The sequence below is a fragment of the Enterobacter sp. R-25 genome, assembly GCF_049913205.1.
Taxonomy (GTDB): Bacteria; Pseudomonadota; Gammaproteobacteria; order Enterobacterales; family Enterobacteriaceae; genus Enterobacter; species Enterobacter ludwigii.
Map to the genome: position 1 here is coordinate 3,767,996 of NZ_CP183982.1, position 26,369 is coordinate 3,794,364.

Below are 26,369 nucleotides of genomic sequence, written 5' to 3' on the forward strand. Positions count from 1 at the left end.
TGTTTACTCCCAGAAATCCCTTGCGGGATCGAGCACCGGGCGAATAATGCCCGCACGCACCGTAAAGTCGCCGAAGCCTTCACCCGCTTCGCGCTCTTTCGCCCAGCGCCCGACAAGCTCGTCGATAGAATCAAGAATTTCCGGCTCGGTGATGTTCTCACGGAACATGCGCGGAATACGCGTTCCGATACGGTTGCCGCCGAGGTGCAGGTTATAGCGACCCGGCGCTTTACCCACCAGCCCCAGCTCGGCCAGCATCGCACGGCCACAGCCGTTCGGGCAGCCGGTGACACGCATAACAATATGCTCGTCCGGAATACCGTGTTTTTCCAGAATCGCTTCCACCTTATCGGTGAATGACGGCAGGAAACGCTCTGCTTCCGCCATCGCCAGCGGGCAGGTCGGGAACGACACGCAGGCCATTGAGTTTTCACGCTGCGGCTTCACCGCGTCCATCAACCCATGGTCGCGCGCCAGTTTCTCAATCTTCGCTTTCTGGCTTTCCGGCACGCCGGCAACGATCAGGTTCTGGTTAGCGGTGATACGGAATTCACCTTTATGGATCTTCGCAATTTCCAGCAGACCGGTTTTCAGCGGGCGGCCCGGATAATCAAGAATACGGCCGTTTTCAATAAACAGCGTCAGGTGCCATTTATTGTCGATGCCTTTAACCCAGCCAATACGATCGCCACGTCCCGTAAATTCATACGGACGGATCGGCTCAAACTTAATCCCCGCGCGACGCTCCACTTCCGCTTTGAACGTCTCTACGCCCACGCGCTCCAGGGTGTATTTGGTTTTCGCGTTTTTACGATCCGTACGGTTACCCCAGTCGCGCTGCGTGGTGACTACCGCTTCAGCCACGGCCAGCGTGTGCTCCAGCGGCAGGAAACCAAACTCGCTTGCGGTGCGGGCATAGGTTTTCTTGTTACCGTGTTCGATGGAGAGACCGCCGCCCACCAGCAGGTTAAAGCCCACCAGCTTGCCATTTTCGGCAATCGCCACGAAGTTCATGTCGTTGGCGTGCAGATCGATATCGTTCTGCGGCGGGATCACCACGGTGGTTTTGAACTTACGCGGCAGATAGGTCTGGCCGAGGATCGGTTCTTCGTCGGTGGTGGCCACTTTTTCCTGATCGAGCCAGATCTCCGCATAGGCGCGGGTGCGTGGCAGCAGGTGCTCGGAGATCTTCTTCGCCCACTCATAGGCTTCGGCGTGCAGCTCGGACTCGTACGGGTTCGAGGTGCAGAGCACGTTACGGTTCATGTCGTTGGCCGTGGCCAGCGCGTCCAGCCCGACAGAGTGCAGCATCTGGTGTACCGGCTTCACGTTCTTCTTCAGAATGCCGTGGAACTGGAAGGTCTGACGGTTGGTCAGACGGATGCTGCCATAAAGGGTATTTTCACCCGCAAACTTATCGATCGCCTGCCACTGTTTCGTGGTGATCACCCCGCCCGGAAGACGGCAGCGCAGCAGCATCGCATGACGCGGCTCCAGCTTCTGTTCTGCACGTTCGGCGCGGATATCACGGTCGTCCTGCTGATACATACCGTGGAAACGGATCAGCAGAAAGTTGTCGCCTTTAAAGCCGCCGGTGAGACCGTCATTCAGATCTTCAGCAATGGTGCCGCGCAGATAGTTGCTTTCCAGCTTCATGCGCTCGGCGTCTGTCAGTTTACCTTCGACCACCAGTGGCCCTGGATGTTTTTCGCTCATTAGTAGACATCTCGCTGATAACGGCGCTCAACGCGCAGCTCACTTAAAAATTCATCCGCCGTTTCGGCATCCATACCGCCGAATTCGGCAATCACTTCCAGCAATGCCTGCTCAACGTCTTTCGCCATGCGATTGGCGTCGCCGCAGACATAAATGTGGGCACCGTCATTGATCCAGCGCCACAGCTCTGCGCCCTGTTCGCGCAGTTTGTCTTGTACGTATACTTTTTCTTGCTGATCGCGGGACCAGGCCAGGTCGATGCGCGTCAGGACGCCTTCTTTGACGTAACGCTGCCACTCAACCTGGTAGAGGAAATCTTCCGTAAAGTGCGGGTTGCCGAAGAACAACCAGTTTTTACCCGGCGCCTCATCTGCAGCGCGCTGCTGCATAAAGGCGCGGAATGGCGCAATACCTGTACCCGGCCCAATCATGATGACCGGTGTTTCCGGGTTCGCAGGCAGACGGAAGTTGTCGTTGTGCTCGATAAACACGCGCACTTCACCGTCTTCCTCCACGCGATCGGCCAGGAAGCTTGATGCCCCGCCCGCACGGGCACGGCCTTCGATGTCATAACGCACCACGCCCACGGTGATATGCACTTCGCTCTCCACTTCGGCCTGGGAAGAGGCAATGGAGTAGAGGCGCGGCGTCAGCGGACGCAGCAGGCCAATTAGCGCATCCGCATCCAGCTGTGCCGGAGAGAAACGCACCATATCGACAATCGGCGTCGTCGCGGCGTAATGCTGCAGCTTCGCCTTATCCCCCACCAGAGGCAGCAGCGATTCACTGCGCGTTAAGGTAGCGTAATTTTCAACAATGTTTGGCGTGTTGACCGTCAGCTCGAAATGCCACTGCAGCGCCTCAGAGAGCGGCTGCGTGTTACCGTCGACGGTGACAGGCTCATCGCCTTTCAGCCACAGCAGTTCGACCAGCTCTTTAACCAGCGCCGGATCGTTCTGGTACCAGATCCCAAGTGCATCGCCCGGCTGGTAACGCAGACCGGAATCACCGAGATCGATTTCAATATGCCGCACGTCTTTCTCAGAGGCGCGACCGGTAATTTTCTGATTAACTGCCAGGCTCGCTGCCAGCGGTGCCTCTTTGGTATACGGGCTGGTGTGAATATCATTGACTGCACCCGCCGCGGTGACGGCAGCCTGCGCTGGGGTCTCTTTCGGCACGCGCGCTTTCAGCACGTCAACGATGCGCGCACGCCATTCAGCGGCTGCAGTCTGGTATTCCACATCCGCATCAACGCGGTCCAGCAGGCGCTCAGCGCCCAGTTCCGCCAGTTTGCTGTCGAAATCTTTACCGGACTGGCAGAAAAATTCGTAGGAGGTGTCGCCCAGGCCAAACACGGCGAACGCCGTCCCGTTCAGTTTTGGGGCTTTTTTCGAGAACAGGAACTTATGCAGGGCCACTGCTTCTTCAGCCGGCTCACCCTCACCCTGGGTTGAGGCAACCACAACCAGCAGTTTTTCGGACGCGATCTGTTTGAATTTATAGTCCCCGGCGTTCACCAGGTTCACGTTCAGTTTGGCGGCCAGCAGGTCGTCGCGCAGCGCTTCGGCCACACGGCGAGCATTGCCCGTCTGCGAGGCAGAAATCAGCGTAATCGCCGGAATTTCTACCGCAGTTGCCGGTGCAGCAGCCACAGCGCCCGGTTGCTGGTTAAGCATTCCCCAGAAATAGCCGGAGACCCAGGCAAGCTGGGTGGGAGAAAAATCAGAGGTGGCAGCCTGAAGGCGCGCCAGTTGCTCCGGGTTCAGGGGAAGCAAATTTGAAGGTGGGGCCTGTGTTGTCATGCGTCGTTATGTTCCAGTAGCCAAGCGGACTTTAAGCGAATAAATCCAAACTGAAGATAAGGTTAACGGCGAGGATAATAACAATTAAAGAAGGGATGGAAATAATAAATAACCAAATGGACTAACCTGTTTTAGTTATCGTTCTTAACGGTAAAAGCGATTAACTAACCCATTGAAATTCAATCATAAAATAGTAGTTCTTTCTCGTATGCACCACGTTGCGGCAACAGAGCCGTTTTAGTTAATGATAAAAATTGTGCTTTCCGGTACTATGCGGCGGTTTTTTCCGCATTACTGAGAGCAATAATGTCCACCACACTGTTTAAAGATTTCACCTTCGAAGCCGCCCACCACCTTCCGCATGTTCCTGAAGGGCATAAATGTGGCCGTCTGCACGGGCACTCGTTTATGGTGCGTCTTGAGATAACCGGTGACGTCGATCCGCATACCGGTTGGATCATGGACTTTGCCGAGCTGAAGGCGGCATTCAAACCGACCTACGATCGTCTGGATCACTACTATCTGAATGATATCCCGGGCCTTGAAAACCCGACCAGTGAAGTGCTGGCTAAATGGATTTGGGATCAGATGAAACCGCAGGTGCCTCTGCTGAGCGCGGTGATGATCAAAGAGACCTGCACCGCGGGCTGTATCTATCGCGGTGAGTAAAAAAAGCCCGGAATATCCGGGCTTTTTTTTAGGCGATGTTCAGGTACTTGTGCGTCTGCATCGACAGCCGCCAGTTGCGGGCAATACAGGTTTCAATACACAGGCGCGTGGCATCCTCTTTCTGGCTGATAGGCTGCAGCGCGATGATGCGCTGCTTTTCATCCGTCAGCGTGGCGAGCAGTTCATCCAGCGCTTCGATATCACGCACGCGGCCAACCGGGTGTTTAATCTCATCAGCACGCTCCAGCGCCTGAGAGAGTACATCGTAGCCGCCGCGCATGTTAACTTTCGGCGAAACCGTCACCCAGGTGGTGTGAGAACAGCGCACTTCATGCGTGCCGCTGGTTTCAATCTGACAGCTGTAGCCGTTCTTTTCGAGCAGCTCGGTCAGCGGCGTCAGGTCGTGGATGCAGGGTTCCCCCCCGGTAATCACCACGTGGCGCGCCGTCCAGCCCTGACGGCCAATGATCGCCAGCAGATCTTCTGCACTTCCCGCGCCCCACTTATCGCTCTCTTTGGTTTTAGCCAGAATGCTAAACAGCGACACTTCCCGATCTGCGAGTTTATCCCACGTATGTTTGGTATCACACCAGGCACAGCCAACCGGGCATCCCTGTAATCGAATAAAAATGGCGGGAACGCCGGTAAAGTAACCCTCGCCTTGCAGGGTCTGGAACATCTCGTTAATCGGGTACTGCATAGTCATCTCAGTTAAGGGGATAAACGATAAGTATCGCAGATCCCCGTCAGATGGTCATGCTCCATCGGTGCTTTGAGCGCCAATCGCTGCCATAAACCGCGCAGTAATTTGCTGTGGGCGGGTGATGGCCCCGCCGACAACGACCATAAAGGCACCAAGTTCCAGGCACCTCGCCGCCCGTTCAGGTGTGTCAACGTTGCCTTCGGCCACCACGGGAATGTCGACGGCAGCCAGTACCTCTTTCAGAAATGCGCAGTCATTGTCCGGTAGCGCATGGCCTGCGGTTTCTGTCGTATAACCGTAAAGCGTGGTCCCCACACAATCAAAACCCAGCGCCTGCGCCGTCACGGCCTCTTCTGTTGTGGAAATATCCGCCATCAGGCGTACCGACGGGTACCGCGTGCGGATATGCGCGACCAGCGTCGCCAGGTCTTCGCCGCCAGGGCGCTGTCGCGCAGTCGCATCCAGGGCAATGATTTCCGGAGAAACCGTCATCAGCTCATCCACCTCTTTCATCGTGGCGGTGATAAACACCTCACTATCCGGATAATCGCGTTTGATGATGCCGATAACCGGCAGCGCTACCTGCTGCTTGATGGCTTCGATATCCACCACGCTATTGGCACGGATCGCTGCCGCCCCACCCTGCGCGGCGGCCAGCGCCATTCGTGACATAATAAACGCGCTATGCAGAGGTTCATTCTCCAGCGCCTGGCAGGAGACGACCAGTTTTCCCTTCAGGTTATCCAGTACAGTTTTCATTACGATAAGATCTCTTCCACTTCGTTTTTAATAATCGTGACATGCGGCCCATAAATGACCTGAACACCGTTGCCGCGGACGATAACGCCACGCGCGCCGGTCGCTTTCAGCGCCGATTCATTCACTTTGCTGCCATCCTTCACCGTGACGCGAAGACGCGTCGCGCAGCAGTCCACCTCTTCGAGATTGTCTTTGCCACCTAACCCGGCGATCACCGCAACAGCACGCTCGCTCTGCGAAAAGGTCACTTCATCCACCATCGCCTCTTTCTCACGCCCCGGCGTGGCAAAATCAAAGCGATTAATCAGATAGCGGAACGTAAAGTAGTAGAGGAAGAACCACGGCACCCCTACCAGCGGCACGAACATCCAGTGGGTTTTGGCCTCGCCCTGGAGAATGCCGAACAGCACGAAGTCGATAAAACCGCCTGAGAAGGTTTGCCCGATAGTGATGTGTAAAATATGGGCGAGCATAAACGCCAGCCCGTCAAACAGGGCGTGAATGACGTACAGCACCGGTGCAACAAAAAGGAATGAGAACTCAATAGGTTCAGTAATCCCCGTCAGGAACGAGGTCAATGCCGCCGAAAGTAACAGCCCCGCGACGCGTTTTTTGTTCTCCGGTTTTGCCGTGTGGTACATCGCGAGGCAGGCACCCAGCAGACCAAACATCATCGTGATGAAGCGTCCGGACATGAAACGCGACGTGCCTTCATAAAACTGGCGTGTTGTCGGGTCGGCAAGCTGGGCGAAGAAGATCCGCTGCGTACCTTCTACCAGCTGACCGTTAACGATCTCACTGCCGCCAAGCGCGGTCGTCCAGAAGGGAAGATAGAAGATGTGGTGTAAACCAAACGGCCCGAGCATGCGCAAAATGAAACCGTACAGCATCGTCCCCAGATAACCGGTGGCATCCACAAGCCCGCCCAGACCGAAGATCAGCTTCTGGAAATGCGGCCAGATGACGGTCATTAATGCCCCGACAAGTATTGCCGCCAGCGAGCTGACGATCGGTACAAAACGTGAACCGCCAAAGAAACCCAGGAACTGCGGAAGCGCGATCTTATTGAACCGATGATGTAACGCGCAGGTCACAAGCCCGATGACGACGCCACCAAATACGCCGGTTTCCAGCGTCTGGATCCCCAGCGTCATTCCCTGCCCTACGGCACCCGGGTTCTCAAGCGCCAGTTTTCCGGTCAGGATCAGCAGCGCATTGATGGTGGCATTCATCACCAGAAAAGCGAGCAATGCCGCCAGCCCTGCGGTTCCTTTGTCATTTTTTGCCAGCCCGACGGCGACCCCGACAGCAAACAGCACCGAGAGGTTGGCGAACACAATCGAACCGGCACTGCTCATAATGGTAAAGATGGCCTGTAGCCACGCGACATCTAAAAACGGGTAGGCCGTGAGGGTATTGGGGTTTGATAACGCGCCTCCAATCCCCAGCAACAAACCCGCCGCGGGCAAGACGGCGATGGGCAACATAAATGATTTGCCAAAGCGCTGCGCTTTCTCAAACCATCCGCCAGAAGAAGCCCCACTGAATATTTGCATCATTTTTTCATCCCCTCGTGTATAGATGAAAATTTTTACCACATTAATTATTAATAGTGAAAATTATCATCAATAACCAGGAGGACGATCATACTTTTTCGAAATGACTGGCATCTTTCCCCCGCTTTCCGCCACACTAGTCGACAGAAGAATGCATTAAGGATCTCGCATGTCAGACCATGAAAACCTGCTGCTGAAGCTACGCCAGGAGGCTTCCGGGTACAGCCCAACGCAACGAAAACTGGGAGAGTTTGTCCTCAACGATCCTGCCCGGGTGCTTTACCTGACGATCACTGAGCTGGCGCGCGAAAGTCATACCAGCGAGGCCAGCGTGACGCGTCTTTGCCGCACGCTGGGCTGTAAGGGGTACACGGAATTCAAAATGGCACTTGCGCTGGACATTCAGCAGGGTCAGCCAGAGCGTCAGGCCGGTGATGAAATTGATAGCGTAGTGGAAGAGTCTGTACAGGCTCTGCAGGATACCGCCAGACTGCTCGACAGAGCGCTGCTGGAAAAGGCGGCGCAGGCACTGCATCAGGCGCAGTCAGTCCAGATTTATGGGGTCGCTGCCAGTGCGATCCTCGGCGAGTATCTGCATTATAAGCTGTTGCGCCTGGGCAAACCTGTGCAGCTCTTCAGCGATATGCACCGTGCAGCCATGAATGCGACCACCCTCTCTAAAGCGTCGCTGGTGGTAGCCATCTCCAGTTCAGGCTCAACGCGGGATTTACTTCACGTCGTAAAACTTGCGCGCAAACGTGGCGTCCCCGTGCTGGCGCTCAGCAATACGCCGCGTAGCCCGCTGGCGTCCCTTAGCGATATGCTTCTGGTTGCAGCCAAACCCGAGGGGCCGCTTAGCGCAGGCGCACTCAATGCCAAAGTGGGCGTTATGTTGCTGGTCGAGTTGCTTACCCACTCCCTTATTGCAATAGACGGTCATTACGGCGAGGTCAGCCAACAAACCGCCAGCGCAACGCTTCCGCTGTTGCTGTAAAAAACCTTCGCAGGCTATATATCAATAGCCTGCGAGTTCGTTATTTTAAGTGTACTTAAGCATCCGTTAAATTATTTACCGCATCAATGAATGATGTTACAAAGTATTTTTATAATTACATTTTGACTTAATATTCCCACGACACAGGAAGCACATTAATAATATATAAATCAGTAATTTAAAATAAATATCTTTATAAATTGAATTTTCTTCCCTCCTGCAATGTCCAATCTCACCCCCTGAATTCCTTACCTTAAAATAAGCTTAAGAAACGGTAAGGCTGGCCATTTTTTTATTTAAACGCCGTTTACTTTCGCCCGCCTACAATCCGCCTCATCAATCATAATGAGACGGTATCAATGAAAACCTTACTGATTACAGGCGTGACCGGATTTCTGGGTGGTGCAGTACTTGAAAAAATCCTGACCGGCGAGAGCGCCGTAAATTTACTTCTGCTTGCGCGCGCCAGCGACCCGCAAGGTGGGCTGGCGCGAGTGCAGGAGAATATGCGTAAGTTCAACGTGCCTGAGCATGCACTGGCCTCGCTGAGCGTGGAGAATATCCTCATTGGCGATCTCAGCCAGCCGGAAGCCTTCCTGAACGATCCGCGTCTTGAACAGGTGACGCATGTCGTTAACTGCGCGGCCGTCGCGTCATTTGGCAACAATCCGCTTATCTGGAAGGTGAACGTCGAGGGAACCCTGGCGCTGGCGCGCCGCATGGAACGGGTGTCGACCCTACAGCGCTTCCTGCACGTTGGCACGGCGATGTCCTGCACGCCGGAGCAGGATTCGCTGGTCGCCGAAAGTGCAGAATTCAGAGAGAACGCCGAGCATCTGGTGGAATATACCTATTCGAAATCCACCATTGAACAGCTGATGCGCCAGCACTGTCCTGACCTGCCGCTGCTCATCGCCCGCCCGTCTATCGTCGTCGGCCATACCCGTCACGGCTGCACGCCTTCAAGCAGTATTTTCTGGGTCTTTAGCATGGGGTTAATGCTGCAAAAATTCATGTGTTCGATGGAAGACAAAATCGATGTCGTTCCGGTGGACTATTGTGCCGACGCGCTGTTAATGCTGCTTACCAGTGATGCACGTTCAGGGGAAGTGGTACATATTTCTGCCGGGGAAGAGAACAGCGTTCGCTTTGCTGATATTGATAAGGCAATGGCGCAGGCGCTGGAGAAAGCCCCTGTCGGAGATCGATACGCTCAGGTAAGTTACGAAACGCTGGTCAGAATGCGCCGCGAACTGAAGGATATTTTTGGGCCGTGCAACGAGCGCCTGATGCTGAAAGCAATGCGTTTATACGGTGCTTTTGCCACACTCAACGTGCGCTTCAGCAATGATAAGCTGCTTAGCATGGGCATGCCTAAGCCACCCCGCTTTACGGACTATATTGCCCGCTGCGTGCAAACCACTCAGGGGCTGACCATTCCGGAACAAATGGCGGTCGATTTTAAATAGCCAAAAAAAATGCCAGTCTTGCGACTGGCATTTTCCTTTTAAGGCTTAGCGATTATGCCTGACCTTTGATCTCTTTACGACCGTTGTATGGTGCTTTTTCGCCCAGTGCTTCTTCGATACGAATCAGCTGGTTGTATTTAGCAACACGGTCAGAACGGCTCATAGAACCGGTCTTGATCTGGCCAGCCGCGGTACCAACAGCCAGGTCAGCGATGGTAGCGTCTTCAGTTTCGCCAGAACGGTGAGAGATAACAGCGGTGTAGCCAGCGTCTTTCGCCATTTTGATCGCAGCCAGCGTTTCGGTCAGAGAACCGATCTGGTTGAATTTGATCAGGATGGAGTTAACGATGCCTTTCTCGATGCCTTCTTTCAGGATCTTGGTGTTGGTTACGAACAGGTCGTCACCCACCAGCTGGATTTTGTCGCCCAGTACTTTAGTCTGGTATGCGAAGCCATCCCAGTCAGACTCGTCCAGACCGTCTTCGATAGAAACGATTGGGTACTGTTTGGTCAGGTCTTCCAGGAAGTGAGTGAACTCTTCAGAGGTGAACGCTTTGTTGCCTTCGCCAGCCAGAACGTATTTACCGTCTTTGTAGAATTCAGACGCTGCACAGTCCATCGCCAGAGTGATGTCTTTGCCCAGCTCGTAGCCTGCTGCTTTAACCGCTTCAGCGATAACAGCCAGTGCTTCTGCGTTAGAACCCAGGTTTGGCGCATAGCCACCTTCGTCACCAACAGCCGTGTTCATACCTTTAGCTTTCAGAACTTTAGCCAGGTTGTGGAACACTTCAGAACCCATACGTACTGCTTCTTTCAGGGATTTCGCGCCAACTGGCTGAATCATAAATTCCTGAATATCAACGTTGTTGTCTGCGTGCTCACCACCGTTGATGATGTTCATCATCGGTACAGGCATGGAGTATTTGCCTGGAGTGCCGTTCAGTTCAGCGATGTGTTCGAACAGTGGCATACCTTTAGCAGCCGCTGCAGCTTTGGCGTTCGCCAGGGAAACGGCCAGGATTGCGTTAGCACCGAAGTTAGATTTGTTTTCAGTACCGTCCAGATCGATCATGATCTTGTCGATGCCAGCCTGGTCTTTAGCGTCTTTGCCAATGATTGCCTGAGCAATAGGGCCGTTTACGGCGCCAACAGCTTTCAGTACGCCTTTGCCCATGAAACGGGATTTGTCGCCATCGCGCAGTTCCAGCGCTTCGCGGGAACCAGTAGAAGCACCTGACGGAGCAGCTGCCATACCGACGAAACCACCTTCCAGGTGAACTTCGGCTTCAACGGTCGGGTTACCACGGGAGTCGATGATTTCACGACCGATGACTTTAACGATTTTGGACATTAGATTTTCCTCAGTACAAGTTAAACTAAAACTCCAGACAAACAACGCGTACCAGAGGTACGCGTTGCCGTTCTAACTTTTTTTACTTCGCCTGGCGCTTCTGGTAATCGCTGGCGGCTTTCACAAAGCCTGCAAACAGCGGATGCCCGTCACGTGGCGTTGAAGTAAATTCCGGGTGGAACTGGCAGGCGACAAACCACGGATGGTTTGGCACTTCGATGATCTCGACTAACTGATCATCCCCGGAGCGGCCCGCAACACGCAGACCCGCAGCTTCAATTTGTTTCAACAACATGTTGTTGACTTCATAGCGGTGACGATGACGTTCGGTGATAACCGGCTCGCCATACAACTTGCGAACGACGCTATCGTCAGACAGCTGGCAGGCCTGTGCGCCAAGACGCATCGTGCCACCCAGGTCGCTCTTCTCGGTACGGACTTCGACGTTACCTTCTTCGTCGCGCCATTCAGTGATAAGCGCCACGACAGGGTACTTACAGTCTGGCACAAATTCCGTAGAGTTCGCGTTTTCCATTCCCGCTACGTTGCGCGCAAATTCGATCAGCGCAACCTGCATACCCAGGCAGATACCGAGGTATGGAATATTGTTTTCACGCGCATAGCGTGCGGTGGCGATCTTGCCTTCTACACCACGGTAGCCGAAGCCGCCAGGGATAAGGATCGCATCCAAATCTTTCAGAATTTCAACGCCACGCGTTTCAACATCCTGCGAATCAATCAGCTTGATGTTAACGGAGACGCGGTTCTTCAGACCACCGTGTTTCAGCGCTTCGATAACTGACTTATAGGCATCTGGCAGTTCAATGTACTTGCCAACCATGCCGATAGTCACTTCGCCAGCCGGATTCGCTTCTTCGTAAATAACCTGTTCCCATTCAGACAGGTTAGCTTCCGGACAGTTCAAGCTGAATCGTTTACAAATATAATCGTCCAGGCCCTGTGATTTCAACAGGCCCGGGATTTTATAAATGGAATCGACATCTTTCATTGAAATAACGGCTTTTTCCGGCACGTTACAGAACAATGCAATTTTCGCGCGTTCGTTCGCCGGAACCGCGCGATCGGAACGGCAAACCAGGATGTCTGGCTGAATACCGATGGAGAGCAACTCTTTAACGGAGTGCTGAGTAGGTTTGGTTTTCACTTCACCTGCGGCTGCCATGTAAGGCACCAGCGTCAGGTGCATGAACAGCGCGTTTTCACGGCCAATATCAACCGCCAGCTGACGAATCGCTTCCAGGAATGGCAGGGATTCGATATCACCCACGGTACCGCCGATTTCAACCAGCACCACGTCGTGGCCTTCGCCGCCCGCAATAATGCGTTCTTTGATAGCGTTAGTGATGTGTGGGATAACCTGAACGGTAGCACCAAGATAATCACCACGGCGCTCTTTACGCAGAACGTCGGAGTAGATGCGGCCTGTCGTGAAGTTGTTACGACGGGTCATTTTAGTGCGGATGAAACGCTCGTAGTGGCCAAGATCCAGATCGGTTTCAGCGCCGTCTTCAGTAACGAACACTTCCCCGTGTTGGATTGGACTCATGGTACCCGGATCGACGTTGATGTACGGATCCAGTTTCATCATGGTCACATTGAGGCCACGGGCTTCAAGAATGGCTGCGAGGGAGGCTGCGGCAATGCCTTTACCCAGAGAGGATACGACCCCGCCGGTCACAAAAATATAGTTCGTTGTCATGCTGAACCTGAGAAGTTAGGGTGAAACGATGGAATAACCAAGACGGGAAAGTAGTATACCCGAACACGGCGAGCGCCACAAACTTTCATTCTCCGTCTCCTGTCCAGCCAATGACAAACATAAGGAGTGAGAAAATAGCCCCTTTTGGGTAAATGTTTTTGACGCAAATCAAGCGCTTGTCATTTAAAAAATCACACAAATTGCGCTTGATCGCAAAATTTCGTTAGAGATCAGTTTCCTGGCGTTTTACTTCTTGCCAGACTTCTTCCATCGCATCGAGGTCAATTCCGCTCATTTCCAGGCCGCGCGAGGCCACAATCCGCTCAACTTCGCGAAAACGTCGTTCGAACTTAATGTTGGCTTTTTGCAGGGCGGTTTCCGCTTTTACACCCAGATGGCGAGAAAGGTTGACGGTCGCGAACAGCAAATCGCCCATCTCTTCTTCAAGCTTTGCTTCATCTACCACAGCCTGTTGCGCTTCGTGCATCACTTCGTCGATCTCTTCATGCACTTTTTCCAGCACCGGGCCAAGAGACGTCCAGTCAAAGCCAACCGCGGAGCAGCGTTTCTGAATTTTATGCGCCCGCATCAGCGCAGGCAGGTTCAGGGGAATATCATCCAGTGCCGAGTGCTGGGATTTCTCCGCGCGCTCGGCGCTTTTAATCTGTTCCCAGCGCGCCAGTACTTCCGCGCTATCGCCTGCGGTGGCATCGCTAAAGATATGCGGATGACGGCGTTCCAGTTTGTCGCTGATGGCAGCGCAGATGTCGTCGAAGTTAAAACGCCCCTCTTCCTGCGCCATTTGCGCATAGAACACCACCTGGAACAGCAGGTCACCCAGCTCACCACGCAGGTCGTCAAAATCCTCGCGTGAAATGGCGTCCAGCACTTCATAGGTCTCTTCGAGGGTGTACGGGGCGATGGTGGCGAAAGTCTGCTCTTTGTCCCACGGGCAGCCGTTTTCCGGATCGCGCAGGCGTTTCATGATGCCAAGCAGGCGGTCAATTTGGGTCATAATTCTGTCCTGATTAAAAATAAATGCCGGGTAAAGGCTACGCCTTACCCGGCTTACAGAAAGGTGGGCTTACCCGCCGTGCAGACGACGTGCGTCAATCACATCCGGGACCTGGTTCAGTTTGCCAAGCACGCGGCCCAGCACCTGCAGGTTGTAGATTTCGATGGTCATATCGATGGTGGCAAGCTGCTCGCGCGTATCGCTGCGACTGGCCACGCCCAGCACGTTGACCTTCTCGTTCGCGAGAATGGTCGTAATATCACGCAGCAGGCCGCTGCGGTCGTTTGCGGTGACGCGAACCACCAGTGAGTACCCCGCCGAGTAGCTCTCCCCCCAGACCGCTTCCACAATACGTTCCGGTGCATGCGACTGCAGCTCGGCAAGCTGGTCGCAGTCTGAACGGTGAATGGAAATCCCGCGTCCCTGAGTGATAAAGCCAACGATATCATCACCCGGGATTGGCTGGCAGCAGCGGGCAATGTGATGCATCAGATTACCCACCCCTTCCACCACAACGCGGCCATTGTCTTTGCTGCGCTGCTGTGGCGCATAGGTTTTCTGCTGCAGCTGCTTCAGCGCCGCCGCATCCTGCTCCGCCGCGCTTGGCTTGTTGAACTGCGCCTGCAGGAAGTTCACCATCTGATTAAGACGGATATCACCGCCGCCAATCGCCGCCAGCAGTTCATCCAGCTCGTTGAAGTTGTAGCGCGGCAGCAGGAATTTCTCGGCCTCTTTCAGGCTTATGCCGATATGTTCCAGCTCGTCGTCGAGGATCTGGCGACCGGCAAGAATGTTCTTGTCACGATCCTGCTTACGGAACCAGGCGTGAATTTTTGAGCGCCCGCGGCTGGTGGTGACATAACCCAGGTTCGGGTTAAGCCAGTCACGGCTCGGGTTAGGCTGCTTCTGCGTGATGATTTCAATCTGGTCGCCCATCTGCAGCTGATAGGTAAACGGTACGATACGCCCGCCGATTTTCGCCCCGATACAGCGGTGCCCCACATCACTGTGGATGTGATAGGCAAAGTCCAGCGGCGTGGAGCCTGCTGGCAGGTCGACCACGTCACCTTTCGGCGTAAAGACGTAGACCCGGTCGTCAAAGACCTGGCTTCGCACTTCATCCAGCATTTCGCCGGAATCCGCCATCTCTTCCTGCCACGCAATCAGCTTACGCAGCCAGGCAATGCGGTCTTCATGACCAGAGCGCACGCCACCTGACGTCCCCTCTTTGTATTTCCAGTGCGCCGCGACGCCAAGCTCAGCGTCCTCGTGCATCTGTTTGGTACGAATTTGAATCTCGACCGTTTTGCCGCCAGGCCCCAGCACCACGGTATGAATAGACTGATAGCCGTTAGGTTTCGGGTTCGCGACATAGTCATCAAACTCATCCGGTAGATGGCGGAAGTGAGTATGTACTATCCCTAACGCGGCGTAGCAATCCTGCAGACGCTCCGCAACGATGCGCACAGCGCGCACGTCAAACAGCTCATCAAAGGCGAGATGTTTCTTCTGCATTTTGCGCCAGATGCTGTAGATGTGCTTGGGTCGACCATAGACTTCGGCCCGCACATTCTCTTCTTTCATCGACTGGCGCAATCCGCTGACGAACTCCTCAATATAGTGCTCGCGGTCAATGCGCCGCTCGTGCAGGAGTTTTGCAATCCGCTTATATTCTGCCGGGTGCAGGTAACGGAAGCAGTAATCCTCCAGCTCCCATTTCAGTTGACCAATCCCTAAGCGGTTCGCCAGCGGTGCATAGATGTTCGTACACTCTTTCGCGGCCAGTACGCGCTCGTCTTCCGGCGCATCTTTTACTTCGCGCAGGTGGGCAACGCGTTCAGCGAGCTTGATGACCACGCAGCGGAAATCGTCCACCATGGCCAGCAGCATCCGGCGAACGTTATCAACTTGCTCCGAGGAGACGGAATCGGTATGTGCGGCTTTGAGCTGGCGGATTGCCGCCATATCCCGTACGCCGTGGATCAACGCCACGACGGATTGCCCGACGCTGTCGCGCAGCACGTCTTCAGTGACGACATCCGCATCGGCAAGAGGGAACAAAAGCGCGGCCTGCAGCGTTTCGATATCCATGTTCAGCATGGATAAGATTTCAACCATCTCCACGCCGCGCCACAATAACAGTTCGGCGTCAGGATGCCCCAGAGTGGTGCGCTGACAGTAGGCCCAGGTTTCGGTTAAGCGTTCACACGACTGCTGGCTGGAAATCCCCAGACTTGCTATCCATTTTTGTGGGTCAAACTCCCCAGCTTTATTAAGATGTGCACTTCTTACCGCAACCATTGTCCTCTCCTTTAGGGACCAGGGCCTGTCGAAGTCGACAAGCCAAACTAATTAGATGTGCTCAAACAACACCATCGATTCCAGATGCCCAGTGTGCGGGAACATGTCCAGCATTGCCAGACGCTGAATCTGGTAACCCGCACGGATTAATGCCTCACTGTCTCGGGCAAGCGTTGCCGGGTTACAGGAAACATAGACCACGCGCCTGGGCGCGAGTTTAATTATATGTTGCATTACACCCGGTGCACCTGCGCGCGCCGGGTCGAGAAGAATTTTGTCAAACCCCTGCGTCGCCCACGGCTGCTGCGTCACATCTTCCTCAAGATTTTGGTGAAAGAATGTCACATTTTGCAAGCCGTTCTGTCGTGCGTTCTCCTGCCCTTTAGCCACCAGCGCCTCAACGCCTTCGACGCCCACAACGCTTGCCGCCTGCCGGGCCAAAGGCAGCGTGAAATTGCCCATTCCGCAAAACAGGTCAAGTACCCGATCGCTCTTCTGCACATCGAGCCACATCAGCGCTTTTTCAATCATTTGCTGATTGACGCCATCATTTACCTGAATGAAATCTCGCGGACTGAACGTTAAGCGTAGCCCGTTTGACGCATACCAGGGCGCTTCACCTGTCAGTTGCTCAAGTATCTCGCTTTGGGGGGCAAGGAAAAGCGCCAGCTCGTGGGAATGCGAAAAGCGTTCCAGTTTTTCGCGATCTTTTGTCGACAGCGGCGCGGTGTGGCGCAGCACCATCAGCGGGCCATTGTTGGCCATGACCAGTTCAACGTGCCCGAGGTGACGAACGCCGTCCAGTCCGCAGAGGCAGGCGTGCACGTCAGGAAGCAATGCTTCAAGACGGGGCACCAAAATGGGGCACTGCCTGATATCGACGATATCGCTGGAGCTGGCTTTGCGAAACCCCATCTCCAGCCGCTCAGTTTTTGGCTGATAGTTCAGGCTCAAACGCGCGCGACGACGATAGCCCCAGGGCTGGTCGGCGATGATCTCGTTGACGTCGTGCTTAAGCAGGCGGGCCAGGGCGCTGCTTTTACTTTTTTGCTGTAATTCTGTGCTGACATGCTGTTGCTGGCAGCCACCGCAGACGCCAAAATGCGGGCAGCGAGGCTTCACGCGGTCCGGGCTATCGTTATGACGCTGCTTAACCTGCCCGCGTGCAAACTGGCGTTTATCTTCCGTCAGCGTAATTTCTGCTCGTTCTGTTGGCAGTAAACCTGTTATAAACAGCGTCTTACCATTATGACGCGCAACCCCCTGGCCAAAGGGATCGAGGTCAGTGGCTTCAACAGTTATGATCTGACGCGTCGTCACGCGTCGCTTTGCAGAGTAGAATTGCGCCATCGCCGAGATTTTTCTCACATAAACATAATTATCCTAATTGTCCCATAACGGAACGCCATGACCAACTACAGCCTGCGCGCGCGCATGATGATTTTGATCCTCGCCCCCACCGTTCTCATCGGTTTGCTGCTGAGTATCTTTTTTGTGGTGCACCGCTATAACGATTTGCAGCGGCAACTGGAAGATGCCGGTGCCAGCATTATCGAACCGCTGGCCGTCTCCAGTGAGTATGGGATGAACCTGCAAAACCGCGAATCGATAGGTCAGTTAATCAGCGTGCTGCACCGCCGTCATTCGGATATCGTGCGTGCCATCTCCGTTTACGACGAGCATAACCGCCTCTTTGTCACCTCAAATTTTCATCTGGATCCAGCGGCCCTGAAAATTCCTGACGGTACGCCCTTCCCGCGCCACCTCACCGTGCTGCGACGCGGCGATATCATGATCCTGCGCACCCCGATTATTTCGGAAAGCTATTCACCCGATGAATCCGCCCAGTCTGACGCCAAATCCAGCGACAATATGCTCGGATATGTGGCGCTGGAGCTGGATCTCAAGTCGGTGCGTCTGCAGCAGTACAAAGAAATTTTCATCTCCGGCGTTATGATGCTGTTCTGTATCGGGATAGCACTTATCTTCGGCTGGCGCCTGATGCGTGACGTGACGGGGCCCATTCGCAACATGGTTAACACCGTCGACCGCATTCGCCGGGGCCAGCTCGACAGCCGGGTGGAAGGGTTTATGCTGGGCGAGCTCGATATGCTCAAAAACGGCATTAACTCGATGGCGATGTCGCTGGCAGCGTATCACGAAGAGATGCAGCACAACGTCGACCAGGCGACCTCTGACCTGCGCGAAACCCTGGAGCAGATGGAGATTCAGAACGTTGAGCTGGATCTGGCGAAAAAACGCGCGCAGGAAGCCGCACGTATCAAATCCGAGTTCCTCGCGAATATGTCCCACGAGCTGCGTACGCCGCTCAATGGCGTGATTGGCTTTACCCGTCTGACGCTAAAAAGCGAGCTGAACCCAACCCAGCGCGATCATCTGCACACCATTGAACGCTCGGCCAACAACCTGCTGGCGATCATCAACGACGTGCTGGACTTCTCCAAGCTGGAGGCCGGCAAGCTGATCCTGGAGAGCATCCCGTTCCCGCTGCGCAGCACGCTCGATGAAGTGGTGACGCTGCTCGCACACTCGTCGCACGATAAAGGCCTGGAGCTGACGCTCAACATTAAAAATGACGTGCCGGATAACGTCATTGGCGACCCGCTGCGCCTGCAGCAGGTGATTACAAACCTTGTCGGTAACGCCATCAAATTCACCGAAAGCGGCAACATTGATATTCTGGTGGAAAAGCGCTCCATCAGTAATAACAAGGTTCAGATTGAAGTTCAGATCCGCGATACCGGCATCGGTATTCCGGAGCGGGATCAGTCCCGTCTGTTCCAGGCGTTTCGTCAGGCCGATGCAAGTATTTCCAGACGTCATGGCGGCACGGGGCTGGGTCTGGTTATCACACAGAAACTGGTTAAGGAGATGGGGGGAGATATCTCTTTCCACAGCCAGCCAAACCGAGGCTCCACGTTCTGGTTCCATATCAATCTGGACCTTAACCCGAACGTGTTGACCGACGGTCCGGTAACCAATTGCCTGAAAGGAATGCGCCTTGCCTACGTTGAGCCGAACGCCGCAGCGGCGCAGTGTACGCTTGATATCTTAAGCACCACGCCGCTGGAGGTGATCTACAGCCCTACCTTCTCAGCGCTTGCCGTGGAGCATTACGACATCCTGCTGTTGGGGGTCCCGGTCACCTTTACCGGCGAGCTCACCATGCAACAGGAACGGCTGGCGAAAGCCGCATCGATGACCGACTACCTGCTGCTGGCCCTGCCGTGTCATGCCCAGATCAATGCAGAAGAGTTAAAAAATGACGGGGCCGCCGCCTGCCTGCTGAAGCCACTTACCGCGACCCGCCTGCTGCCAGCACTGACGGAATACTGTCGTCTGAGCCAGCACGCCCTGCCGCTGATTGACGATGAACAAAAATTGCCGATGAGCGTAATGGCGGTGGATGATAATCCGGCCAACCTGAAGCTGATTGGCGTGTTGCTTGAAGATCAGGTTCAGCACGTAGAGCTGTGTACCAGCGGTGCGCAGGCGGTTGAGCATGCGAAACAGATGCAGTTCGATTTAATTCTGATGGATATTCAAATGCCCGGCATGGATGGCATTCGTGCCTGCGAGCTGATCCGTCAGCTCCCGCATCAGCAGCAAACGCCGGTGATTGCGGTCACCGCCCACGCGATGGCCGGTCAGAAAGAGAAGCTGCTGAGCGCCGGAATGAATGATTATCTGGCCAAACCTATCGACGAAGAGAAGCTGCACAGCCTGCTGTTACGCTATAAGCCGGGGCATATCGGCGGAACGTACGCGGTATCGTCCGAACCGGTGGAAATCAGCGTCAATCAAAACGCCACCTTTGACTGGCAGCTTGCGCTGCGCCAGGCGGCGGGTAAGCCTGATTTGGCCCGCGATATGCTGCAAATGCTGGTCGCGTTTCTGCCGGAAATTCGTAATAAGGTCGAAGAGCAGCTGGTGGGTGAAAACCCGGAAGATCTGCTGGAAGCCATTCATAAGCTGCACGGTAGCTGCGGCTACAGCGGTGTGCCGCGGCTGAAGAATCTCTGCCAGCTGCTGGAGCAACAGCTTCGCGCGGGCACGCCGGAAACAGATCTTGAACCGGAATTTCTGGAGCTGCTGGACGAGATGGATAATGTGACGCGGGAAGCCATGAAGGTGTTAGGTAACTAGCGTTGCCCTCTCCCGCCGGGAGAGGGCAAACAGGATTGCCCGCCGTTCAGAGCCTGAACGCCTGCCCCACTTTCAGCACTGCAGCGATATTGCGTGCGGCCATCCGCACATTGTCGCTGGCATTTTCCAGCGCGTCCTCCAGCGAACAGATGGTATAAATCACGCTGAATACCGCGTCGATGCCGTGATTATGTACCACCCCGACATCCGCCGTCAGGCTACCCGCAATACCGATGACCGGTTTATTAAAGCGTTTAGCCACCTTCGCGACGCCCACCGGCACTTTGCCGTGGATCGTCTGACTGTCGATGCGCCCTTCTCCCGTAATCACCAGATCGGCGTTAGCCACCTGCTCTGCCAGATGCAGCGCATCGGTGACAATCTCAATCCCCTGACGAAGCTGCGCACCGCAGAAAGCGTAGAGTGCCGCCCCCATCCCACCCGCCGCACCGCCGCCGGCAAGGTTGATGACGTCGATATCCAGATCCCGGGCAATGACCTGCGCGTAATGCGCCAGGGCATTATCCAGGGTCACAATCATCTCCGGCGTGGCGCCTTTTTGCGGGCCAAAGACCGCGGATGCCCCTTCGTCGCCGGTGAGCGGATTAGTGACGTCACAGGCGACTTCAATCCGGCACTCCGCCAGACGTTTATCCAGCCCGCTCAGGTCGATACGGGCCAGTTTTGCCAGCTCGCCGCCCCCCTGTCCAAGGGGCTGCTCGTTGGTATCCAGCAGCTTTACCCCCAGCGCCTGCACCATGCCGGCACCGCCGTCATTGGTGGCACTGCCGCCAATGCCAATAATAATATGCTTAACGCCCGCATCCAGCGCGTGCCGGATAAGCTCGCCGGTCCCCCAGGAGGTGGTAAAAAGGGGATTGCGTTGCGAAGGCGCAACCAGCTCCAGACCGCTTGCCGCCGCCATTTCAATAAACGCGCTCTGTTCGTCACCCGAGATGCCATAGAACCCGTCCACAGGCTCACCCAGCGGGCCTGAGACAGAGGCATGGACAATGCGCCCCTGCGTCGCCGCCACCATAGCTTCTACGGTACCTTCTCCACCATCGGCGACCGGCAATTTCACAAAGTCAGCTGCGGGGAAAATCTCGCGAAAACCCTGCTCAATCGCGGTGGCTACCTCAAGGGCACTCAGGCTTTCCTTATACGAATCCGGTGCGATAACAATCTTCATAAGCCATCCTTACGCATAGTCATTACGTTAAGCATACACCACGTAAACGACCGCTCATGGGAGCGGTCCCAATGCGTTTATCGTACCATGCACGGACGTTTATTGTCGAATTTCCAGTCAGGTATCAAATATTGCATGGCCATCGCATCGTCGCGTGCCCCCAGACCATGTTTTTGATACAGCTCGTGGGCTTTCATCACCTGATCCATATCCAGCTCAATGCCCAGACCCGGCGTGGTTGGCACCTGCACCATGCCTCCTTTGATCTCAAACGGCTCTCTGGTCAGACGCTGATTACCTTCCTGCCAGATCCAGTGGGTATCGATAGCGGTGATCGTGCCCGGTGCAGCAGCGGCCACGTGGGTGAACATCGCCAGCGAGACATCAAAGTGGTTATTGGAGTGCGAGCCCCAGGTCAGGCCAAATTCATGGCACATCTGTGCCACACGCACCGACCCCTGCATCGTCCAGAAGTGGGGGTCTGCCAGCGGAATATCGACAGACTGTAACGACAGGGTGTGCCCCATCTGACGCCAGTCGGTGGCAATCATATTGGTCGCGGTGGGTAAACCGGTGGCGCGACGGAATTCCGCCATCACTTCACGGCCCGAGAAGCCCTGCTCAGCCCCGCACGGATCTTCCGCGTACGCCAGCACGCCTTTCAGTTGTTTACCAATGCGGATAGCTTCATCCAGAGACCAGGCACCGTTCGGGTCGAGCGTGACGCGCGCCTGCGGGAAACGTTTTGCCAGTGCGGTAATGGCTTCCGCCTCCTGTTCACCCGCAAGCACGCCGCCCTTCAGTTTGAAATCGTTAAAGCCATATTTTTCGTACGCGGCTTCCGCCAGGCGCACCACCGCATCCGGTGTCATCGCGTCTTCGTGGCGGAGTCGGTACCAGTCACATTTTTCATCCGCCTGGTTCTGGTACGGCAGCGGCGTCAGCGTGCGGTCGCCAACGAAGAACAGATAGCCCAGCATTTCCACTTCACTGCGCTGCTGGCCTTCGCCCAGCAGCGACGCAACGTTAACGCCCAGGTGTTGGCCCAGCAGATCCAGCATCGCGGCTTCGATACCGGTGACCACGTGAATGGTGGTTCGCAGGTCGAAGGTTTGCAGGCCACGACCGCCGGCATCACGGTCAGCGAAGGTGCTTCTCACGGTATTGAGGATATTTTTATATTCGCCCAGCGTTTTTCCCACCACCAGCGGAGCGGCCTCTTCCAGCGTTTTGCGGATCTTCTCACCACCGGGGATTTCACCGACGCCGGTATGCCCGGAGTTATCGTTGATAATGACAATATTGCGGGTGAAAAACGGCGCATGCGCTCCGCTCAGGTTCATCAACATGCTGTCATGGCCGGCGACCGGAATGATCTGCATGGAGGTGACTACAGGGGTAGTAAAAGTACTCATCGTTCAATCCTTTTATCAGTGACGTCCAAAAACAGGGCGCTTACGATCAAATGTCCAGCCGGGGATCAGGTACTGCATCGGCCCCGCGTCGTTACGCGCGCCGCCTGGCAGTTTTTTATACGCCTCATGCGCGTGATGAACCTGATCCCAGTCAAGCTCAACGCCCAGCCCCGGTGCATCTGGTACGGCAATCTTGCCATTTTTGATTACCAGCGGTTCTTTCGTCAGGCGGGCTTCTCCCTCCTGCCAAATCCAGTGGGTATCAATGGCGGTCGGGTTGCCCGGAGCCGCCGCGCCAACGTGCGTAAACATCGCCAGCGAAATGTCGAAATGGTTGTTGGAGTGACAACCCCAGGTCAGTCCCCAGTCGTCGCAGAGCTGTGCGACGCGAACGGCTCCTGAGAGTGTCCAGAAATGCGGGTCCGCCAGCGGAATATCGACCGCGTTCAGCATCACCGCGTGGCCCATTTCACGCCAGTTGGTGGCGATCATATTGGTGGCCACCGGTAGACCGGTGGCACGCCGGAATTCCGCCATCACTTCACGACCGGAGAAGCCCTGCTCGGCCCCGCACGGGTCCTCCGCGTAGGTCAACACGTCGTCCAGCCCTTTGCATAAGGCAATGGCCTCATCCAGCAGCCATGCACCGTTCGGATCCACCGTGATGCGCGCATCCGGGAAGCGTTTTTTGAGCGCGCGGGCAGTTTCAATCTCCTGCTCGCCGGGCAATACGCCGCCTTTCAGCTTGAAATCTTTAAATCCGTAGCGATCCTGCGCGGCTTCCGCCAGCCGAACCACCGCCTCACCGGAAAGTGCCTCCTGGTGACGCAGGTGATACCACTCATGGTCGCCAGGGGAATGCGCCAGATAAGGCAGGTCGGTTTTGTTGCGATCGCCAACGTAAAACAGATAACCGAGCACCGTCACCGCGTCGCGCTGTTTTCCTGGCCCCAGCAGTTCGCAGACCGGGACCTTCAGCGCCTTACCCAGTAAATCAAGCAGCGCAGCCTCCAGCGCGGCGACGGCGTTGACGCGCAGTTCGAACGTCCAGGCGCCTTTGCCGAACGTGTCAAAGTCTGCCGACTGATTGCCCTTGTGCACCCGCTGAACCACGTTATTGAGGCGAGCGACCTCTTTCCCGACGACCAGCGGAATGGCGTCTACCAGCGTCTGGTGGATGACCTCGCCACCCGGCGCTTCCCCAACGCCGGTGTGGCCCGCGGAGTCCGTCAGCACCACGATATTACGGGTAAACCAGGCGTTATGTGCGCCGCCGATGTTGAGCAGCATGCTGTCCTGTCCGGCTACCGGTATGACCTTCATGTCGGTAATCACCGGGCTTGATTGAGTCGTCATCAGCCGCGCTCCACTACAGGTTTAAGTTCCACGCGCTTGATATCACCCACCAGAACCAGGTAGCTCAGGACCGCCACCAGCGCGTGTACGCCAACGTAAATCAGCGCGCCGTTGAAGGAGCCGGTGGTTCCCACGATGTAGCCGATGGCAATGGGGGTCACAATCCCGGAGATGTTGCCAAACATATTGAACAGTCCACCACTCAGACCGCTGATCTCTTTCGGTGCGGTATCCGCCATGACCGCCCAGCCGAGGGCACCGATCCCTTTACCGAAGAAGGCCATCGCCATAAAGCCAATAATCATCCACTCAGCGCTGACGTAATTACAGAACACCATGGTCATGGAGAGCAGCATGCCGAGCACAATCGGCGTTTTACGCGCGATATTCAAAGAGCCTGTACGACGCATCAGCCAGTCGGAAATCACGCCCCCCAGCACACCCCCTACAAAACCGCAGATAGCCGGGACTGACGCCACAAAGCCCGCTTTCAGGATCGACATCCCGCGCGCCTGCACCAGGTAAACCGGGAACCAGGTGATGAAGAAGTAAGTTAAGGCGTTAATGCAATACTGGCCCAGATAGATGCCGATCATCATGCGCGAGCCGACGAGCTGCTTGATCTGCGCCCATTTCTGGCTGAACGGTACTTTTGCTTTTGCCGATTTCTGATCCATGTTGATCAGCGCCCCGCCTTCAGCAATGTACTCCAGCTCTTTTTTATTCACGCCGGGATGCTGGTTCGGTTCGTGGATCACTTTCAGCCAGACGAAGCTAATGATGATCCCAAGCCCACCCATAAAGAAGAAGACATGTGACCAGCCCACTTCATGCGTCAGCCAGCCCATAATGGGGGCAAAGATCACCGTCGCAAAGTATTGCGCAGAGTTAAAAATTGCTACCGCCGTTCCCCTCTCCTGCGCCGGGAACCACGCCGCCACAATACGGCTGTTACCGGGGAAGGAAGGTGCTTCGGCTAAGCCCACCAGGAATCGCAGGGTGAAGAGCGCAACGATGATGCCAAATCCGTTGAACACATCGACGAAGCCCTGCAACAGGGTAAATGCCGACCAGATGAAGATGGACCAGAAATAGACGCGTTTGGAGCCAAAACGATCAAGCAGCCAGCCGCCAGGAATTTGGCCGATAACGTAGGCCCATGAAAATGCGGAGAAAACGTAGCCCATGCCAACCGGATCAAGACCGATGTCTTTTGCCATTTCAGAACCGGCAATCGACAGCGTGGCACGGTCACCATAGTTAAAGGATGTGACGATAAACAGCATCACCACTATCCAGTAGCGCGCATTTGTGCGCTTCTCAGCGCTGCTCGCCGCGTGGCTTAATGTACTCATTGTTGCACTCCTGAATCCAGGCTCTCGCCAGTTCATTCTGTACAGCACCGGTAGGGTAACCAGAATGAGGGTTAGTATTTGGCAGTTTTGGTACGGCTTGATGCCGTTTTATAGTGCGCACTGCCTTTTTGATGACTGACCGGAAAAGTATAGGGAGAAGTGCCTCTGTCCCTCACCGTGCATGAACACAACATTGAGGGGTCAATGAGAAGTTGTTTGGGGCATAAGCCCAAAGCAGTGGAAGGTAGTTCACGGAATTCGCCGGAAGGCGGGAGAAAAGCAAAACGGTAACCGACGTTACCGTTTTGTGTTTGCGCTCGCGCCACGTGGGCCCGGGTATGCGAAGGGCTGCCCGGCCAGAGGGTTATTTAAGCAGCGTTGCCCAGTGTTCAACCCACGGGTTCGATTCACTCTCTGGCTCAGGGTGTTCACCTGCATCAATCAGCAGCATTTCACCGACGCGTTGCGCGCTCTGTTCCTGCAAAAGCGCATCGAACTGCTTACCACCGCCGCAGAAATTGGCGTAAGAACTGTCGCCCAGAGCAATGATGCCGTAGTGAACATCCGGCTGATAGCCAAGCTGATCCTTGATTGCCTGGAAAAGCGGCACGATGCTGTCCGGCAGATCGCCCTGCCCGGTAGTGGAGGTAACCACCAGAATGTATTTATCTTTGTACTTTTCCCAGTCTGCCAGTTCCGGGTCTTCATAGACCGTGGTTTTATGGCCCTGACCTGCGAGTATCGCCTCAGCCTCTTCTGCTACCAGCAGCGAGTTGCCGTACATTGTGCCGACAAAAATGCCCACTTCAGCCATGATGTATTTCCT

The 26,369-nt window shown here is 55.2% G+C and carries 19 protein-coding genes; 4 read left to right on the forward strand and 15 right to left on the reverse strand.

Features of this window, described 5'->3' with window-relative positions; translation table 11 throughout:
* Positions 1–3 precede the first annotated feature (3 nt).
* Both cysI and cysJ read right to left on the reverse strand, forming a co-directional pair.
* On the reverse strand, positions 4–1,716 hold the full coding sequence (gene cysI / locus ACN9MQ_RS17945; RefSeq protein WP_014171402.1) for an assimilatory sulfite reductase (NADPH) hemoprotein subunit: 1,713 nt from the start codon (positions 1,714–1,716) through the stop codon (positions 4–6).
* Positions 1,716–3,521 (reverse strand): NADPH-dependent assimilatory sulfite reductase flavoprotein subunit, encoded by a 1,806-nt coding sequence (gene cysJ / locus ACN9MQ_RS17950; protein ID WP_020883811.1) that lies wholly within the window; start codon positions 3,519–3,521, stop codon positions 1,716–1,718. Before cysJ ends, cysI begins: the two co-directional genes overlap by 1 nt.
* Positions 3,522–3,827: 306 nt before the next feature.
* Here cysJ and queD point away from each other — a divergent pair, with 306 nt between their 5' ends.
* Positions 3,828–4,190: a 6-carboxytetrahydropterin synthase QueD gene (queD, locus tag ACN9MQ_RS17955; RefSeq protein ID WP_014171404.1), complete on the forward strand. Its 363-nt coding sequence runs from the start codon at positions 3,828–3,830 to the stop codon at positions 4,188–4,190.
* Positions 4,191–4,218: 28 nt separating this feature from the next.
* On the opposite strand, the gene queE is transcribed toward queD, so the two are convergent.
* Genes queE through ACN9MQ_RS17970 form a run of 3 tightly spaced genes read right to left on the reverse strand, consistent with a single transcriptional unit; the run spans position 4,219 to position 7,211 of the window.
* A complete protein-coding gene (gene queE, locus ACN9MQ_RS17960; RefSeq protein WP_020883810.1) occupies positions 4,219–4,890 on the reverse strand; it encodes a 7-carboxy-7-deazaguanine synthase QueE in 672 nt (223 codons plus the stop codon).
* Between the two features lie 54 nt (positions 4,891–4,944).
* On the reverse strand, positions 4,945–5,652 hold the full coding sequence (locus tag ACN9MQ_RS17965) for an N-acetylmannosamine-6-phosphate 2-epimerase (protein WP_025203360.1): 708 nt from the start codon (positions 5,650–5,652) through the stop codon (positions 4,945–4,947).
* Positions 5,652–7,211 carry a maltose/glucose-specific PTS transporter subunit IIC gene (locus ACN9MQ_RS17970; protein ID WP_426021175.1) on the reverse strand — a complete coding sequence of 520 codons (1,560 nt, stop codon included), beginning with the start codon at positions 7,209–7,211 and terminating at the stop codon, positions 5,652–5,654. Before ACN9MQ_RS17970 ends, ACN9MQ_RS17965 begins: the two co-directional genes overlap by 1 nt.
* A gap of 166 nt (positions 7,212–7,377) precedes the next feature.
* Between ACN9MQ_RS17970 and ACN9MQ_RS17975 the strand changes: the two genes are divergently transcribed.
* On the forward strand, positions 7,378–8,202 hold the full coding sequence (locus tag ACN9MQ_RS17975; RefSeq protein WP_020883807.1) for a MurR/RpiR family transcriptional regulator: 825 nt from the start codon (positions 7,378–7,380) through the stop codon (positions 8,200–8,202).
* Between the two features lie 359 nt (positions 8,203–8,561).
* Positions 8,562–9,671, forward strand: a complete 1,110-nt coding sequence (locus ACN9MQ_RS17980; RefSeq protein ID WP_044857973.1) for an SDR family oxidoreductase — start codon at positions 8,562–8,564, stop codon at positions 9,669–9,671.
* Between the two features lie 52 nt (positions 9,672–9,723).
* On the opposite strand, the gene eno is transcribed toward ACN9MQ_RS17980, so the two are convergent.
* The 5 genes from eno to rlmD form a co-directional block, all read right to left on the reverse strand.
* On the reverse strand, positions 9,724–11,022 hold the full coding sequence (eno, locus tag ACN9MQ_RS17985; RefSeq protein WP_014885045.1) for a phosphopyruvate hydratase: 1,299 nt from the start codon (positions 11,020–11,022) through the stop codon (positions 9,724–9,726).
* A gap of 82 nt (positions 11,023–11,104) precedes the next feature.
* Complete coding sequence (pyrG, locus tag ACN9MQ_RS17990; RefSeq protein WP_014171412.1) at positions 11,105–12,742, reverse strand: glutamine hydrolyzing CTP synthase; 1,638 nt, start codon at positions 12,740–12,742, stop codon at positions 11,105–11,107.
* A gap of 223 nt (positions 12,743–12,965) precedes the next feature.
* Positions 12,966–13,757 (reverse strand): nucleoside triphosphate pyrophosphohydrolase, encoded by a 792-nt coding sequence (mazG, locus tag ACN9MQ_RS17995; protein ID WP_032680388.1) that lies wholly within the window; start codon positions 13,755–13,757, stop codon positions 12,966–12,968.
* Between the two features lie 69 nt (positions 13,758–13,826).
* The gene (relA, locus tag ACN9MQ_RS18000) at positions 13,827–16,058 is read right to left on the reverse strand and encodes a GTP diphosphokinase (RefSeq protein ID WP_014171414.1); all 2,232 of its coding nucleotides are present in this window, start codon (positions 16,056–16,058) and stop codon (positions 13,827–13,829) included.
* 51 nt (positions 16,059–16,109) lie between these two features.
* A complete protein-coding gene (gene rlmD, locus ACN9MQ_RS18005) occupies positions 16,110–17,408 on the reverse strand; it encodes a 23S rRNA (uracil(1939)-C(5))-methyltransferase RlmD (RefSeq protein ID WP_148576654.1) in 1,299 nt (432 codons plus the stop codon).
* Positions 17,409–17,465: 57 nt separating this feature from the next.
* On the opposite strand from rlmD, the gene barA reads away from it, so the two are divergent.
* Positions 17,466–20,225, forward strand: a complete 2,760-nt coding sequence (gene barA / locus ACN9MQ_RS18010) for a two-component sensor histidine kinase BarA (RefSeq protein WP_426021174.1) — start codon at positions 17,466–17,468, stop codon at positions 20,223–20,225.
* A 46-nt stretch (positions 20,226–20,271) separates the two neighbouring features.
* Here barA and ACN9MQ_RS18015 read toward each other — a convergent pair whose 3' ends face one another.
* The 5 genes from ACN9MQ_RS18015 to ACN9MQ_RS18035 form a co-directional block, all read right to left on the reverse strand.
* The gene (locus ACN9MQ_RS18015; RefSeq protein ID WP_079231717.1) at positions 20,272–21,417 is read right to left on the reverse strand and encodes a glycerate kinase; all 1,146 of its coding nucleotides are present in this window, start codon (positions 21,415–21,417) and stop codon (positions 20,272–20,274) included.
* A 77-nt stretch (positions 21,418–21,494) separates the two neighbouring features.
* On the reverse strand, positions 21,495–22,832 hold the full coding sequence (gene gudD / locus ACN9MQ_RS18020; RefSeq protein ID WP_020883801.1) for a glucarate dehydratase: 1,338 nt from the start codon (positions 22,830–22,832) through the stop codon (positions 21,495–21,497).
* 15 nt (positions 22,833–22,847) lie between these two features.
* Positions 22,848–24,188 carry an enolase C-terminal domain-like protein gene (locus tag ACN9MQ_RS18025; protein ID WP_025203355.1) on the reverse strand — a complete coding sequence of 447 codons (1,341 nt, stop codon included), beginning with the start codon at positions 24,186–24,188 and terminating at the stop codon, positions 22,848–22,850.
* Positions 24,188–25,543: an MFS transporter gene (locus ACN9MQ_RS18030; protein WP_020883799.1), complete on the reverse strand. Its 1,356-nt coding sequence runs from the start codon at positions 25,541–25,543 to the stop codon at positions 24,188–24,190. Before ACN9MQ_RS18030 ends, ACN9MQ_RS18025 begins: the two co-directional genes overlap by 1 nt.
* Before the next feature lie 364 nt (positions 25,544–25,907).
* Positions 25,908–26,357, reverse strand: a complete 450-nt coding sequence (locus ACN9MQ_RS18035) for a flavodoxin (RefSeq protein ID WP_426021173.1) — start codon at positions 26,355–26,357, stop codon at positions 25,908–25,910.
* Positions 26,358–26,369: the final 12 nt, after the last annotated feature.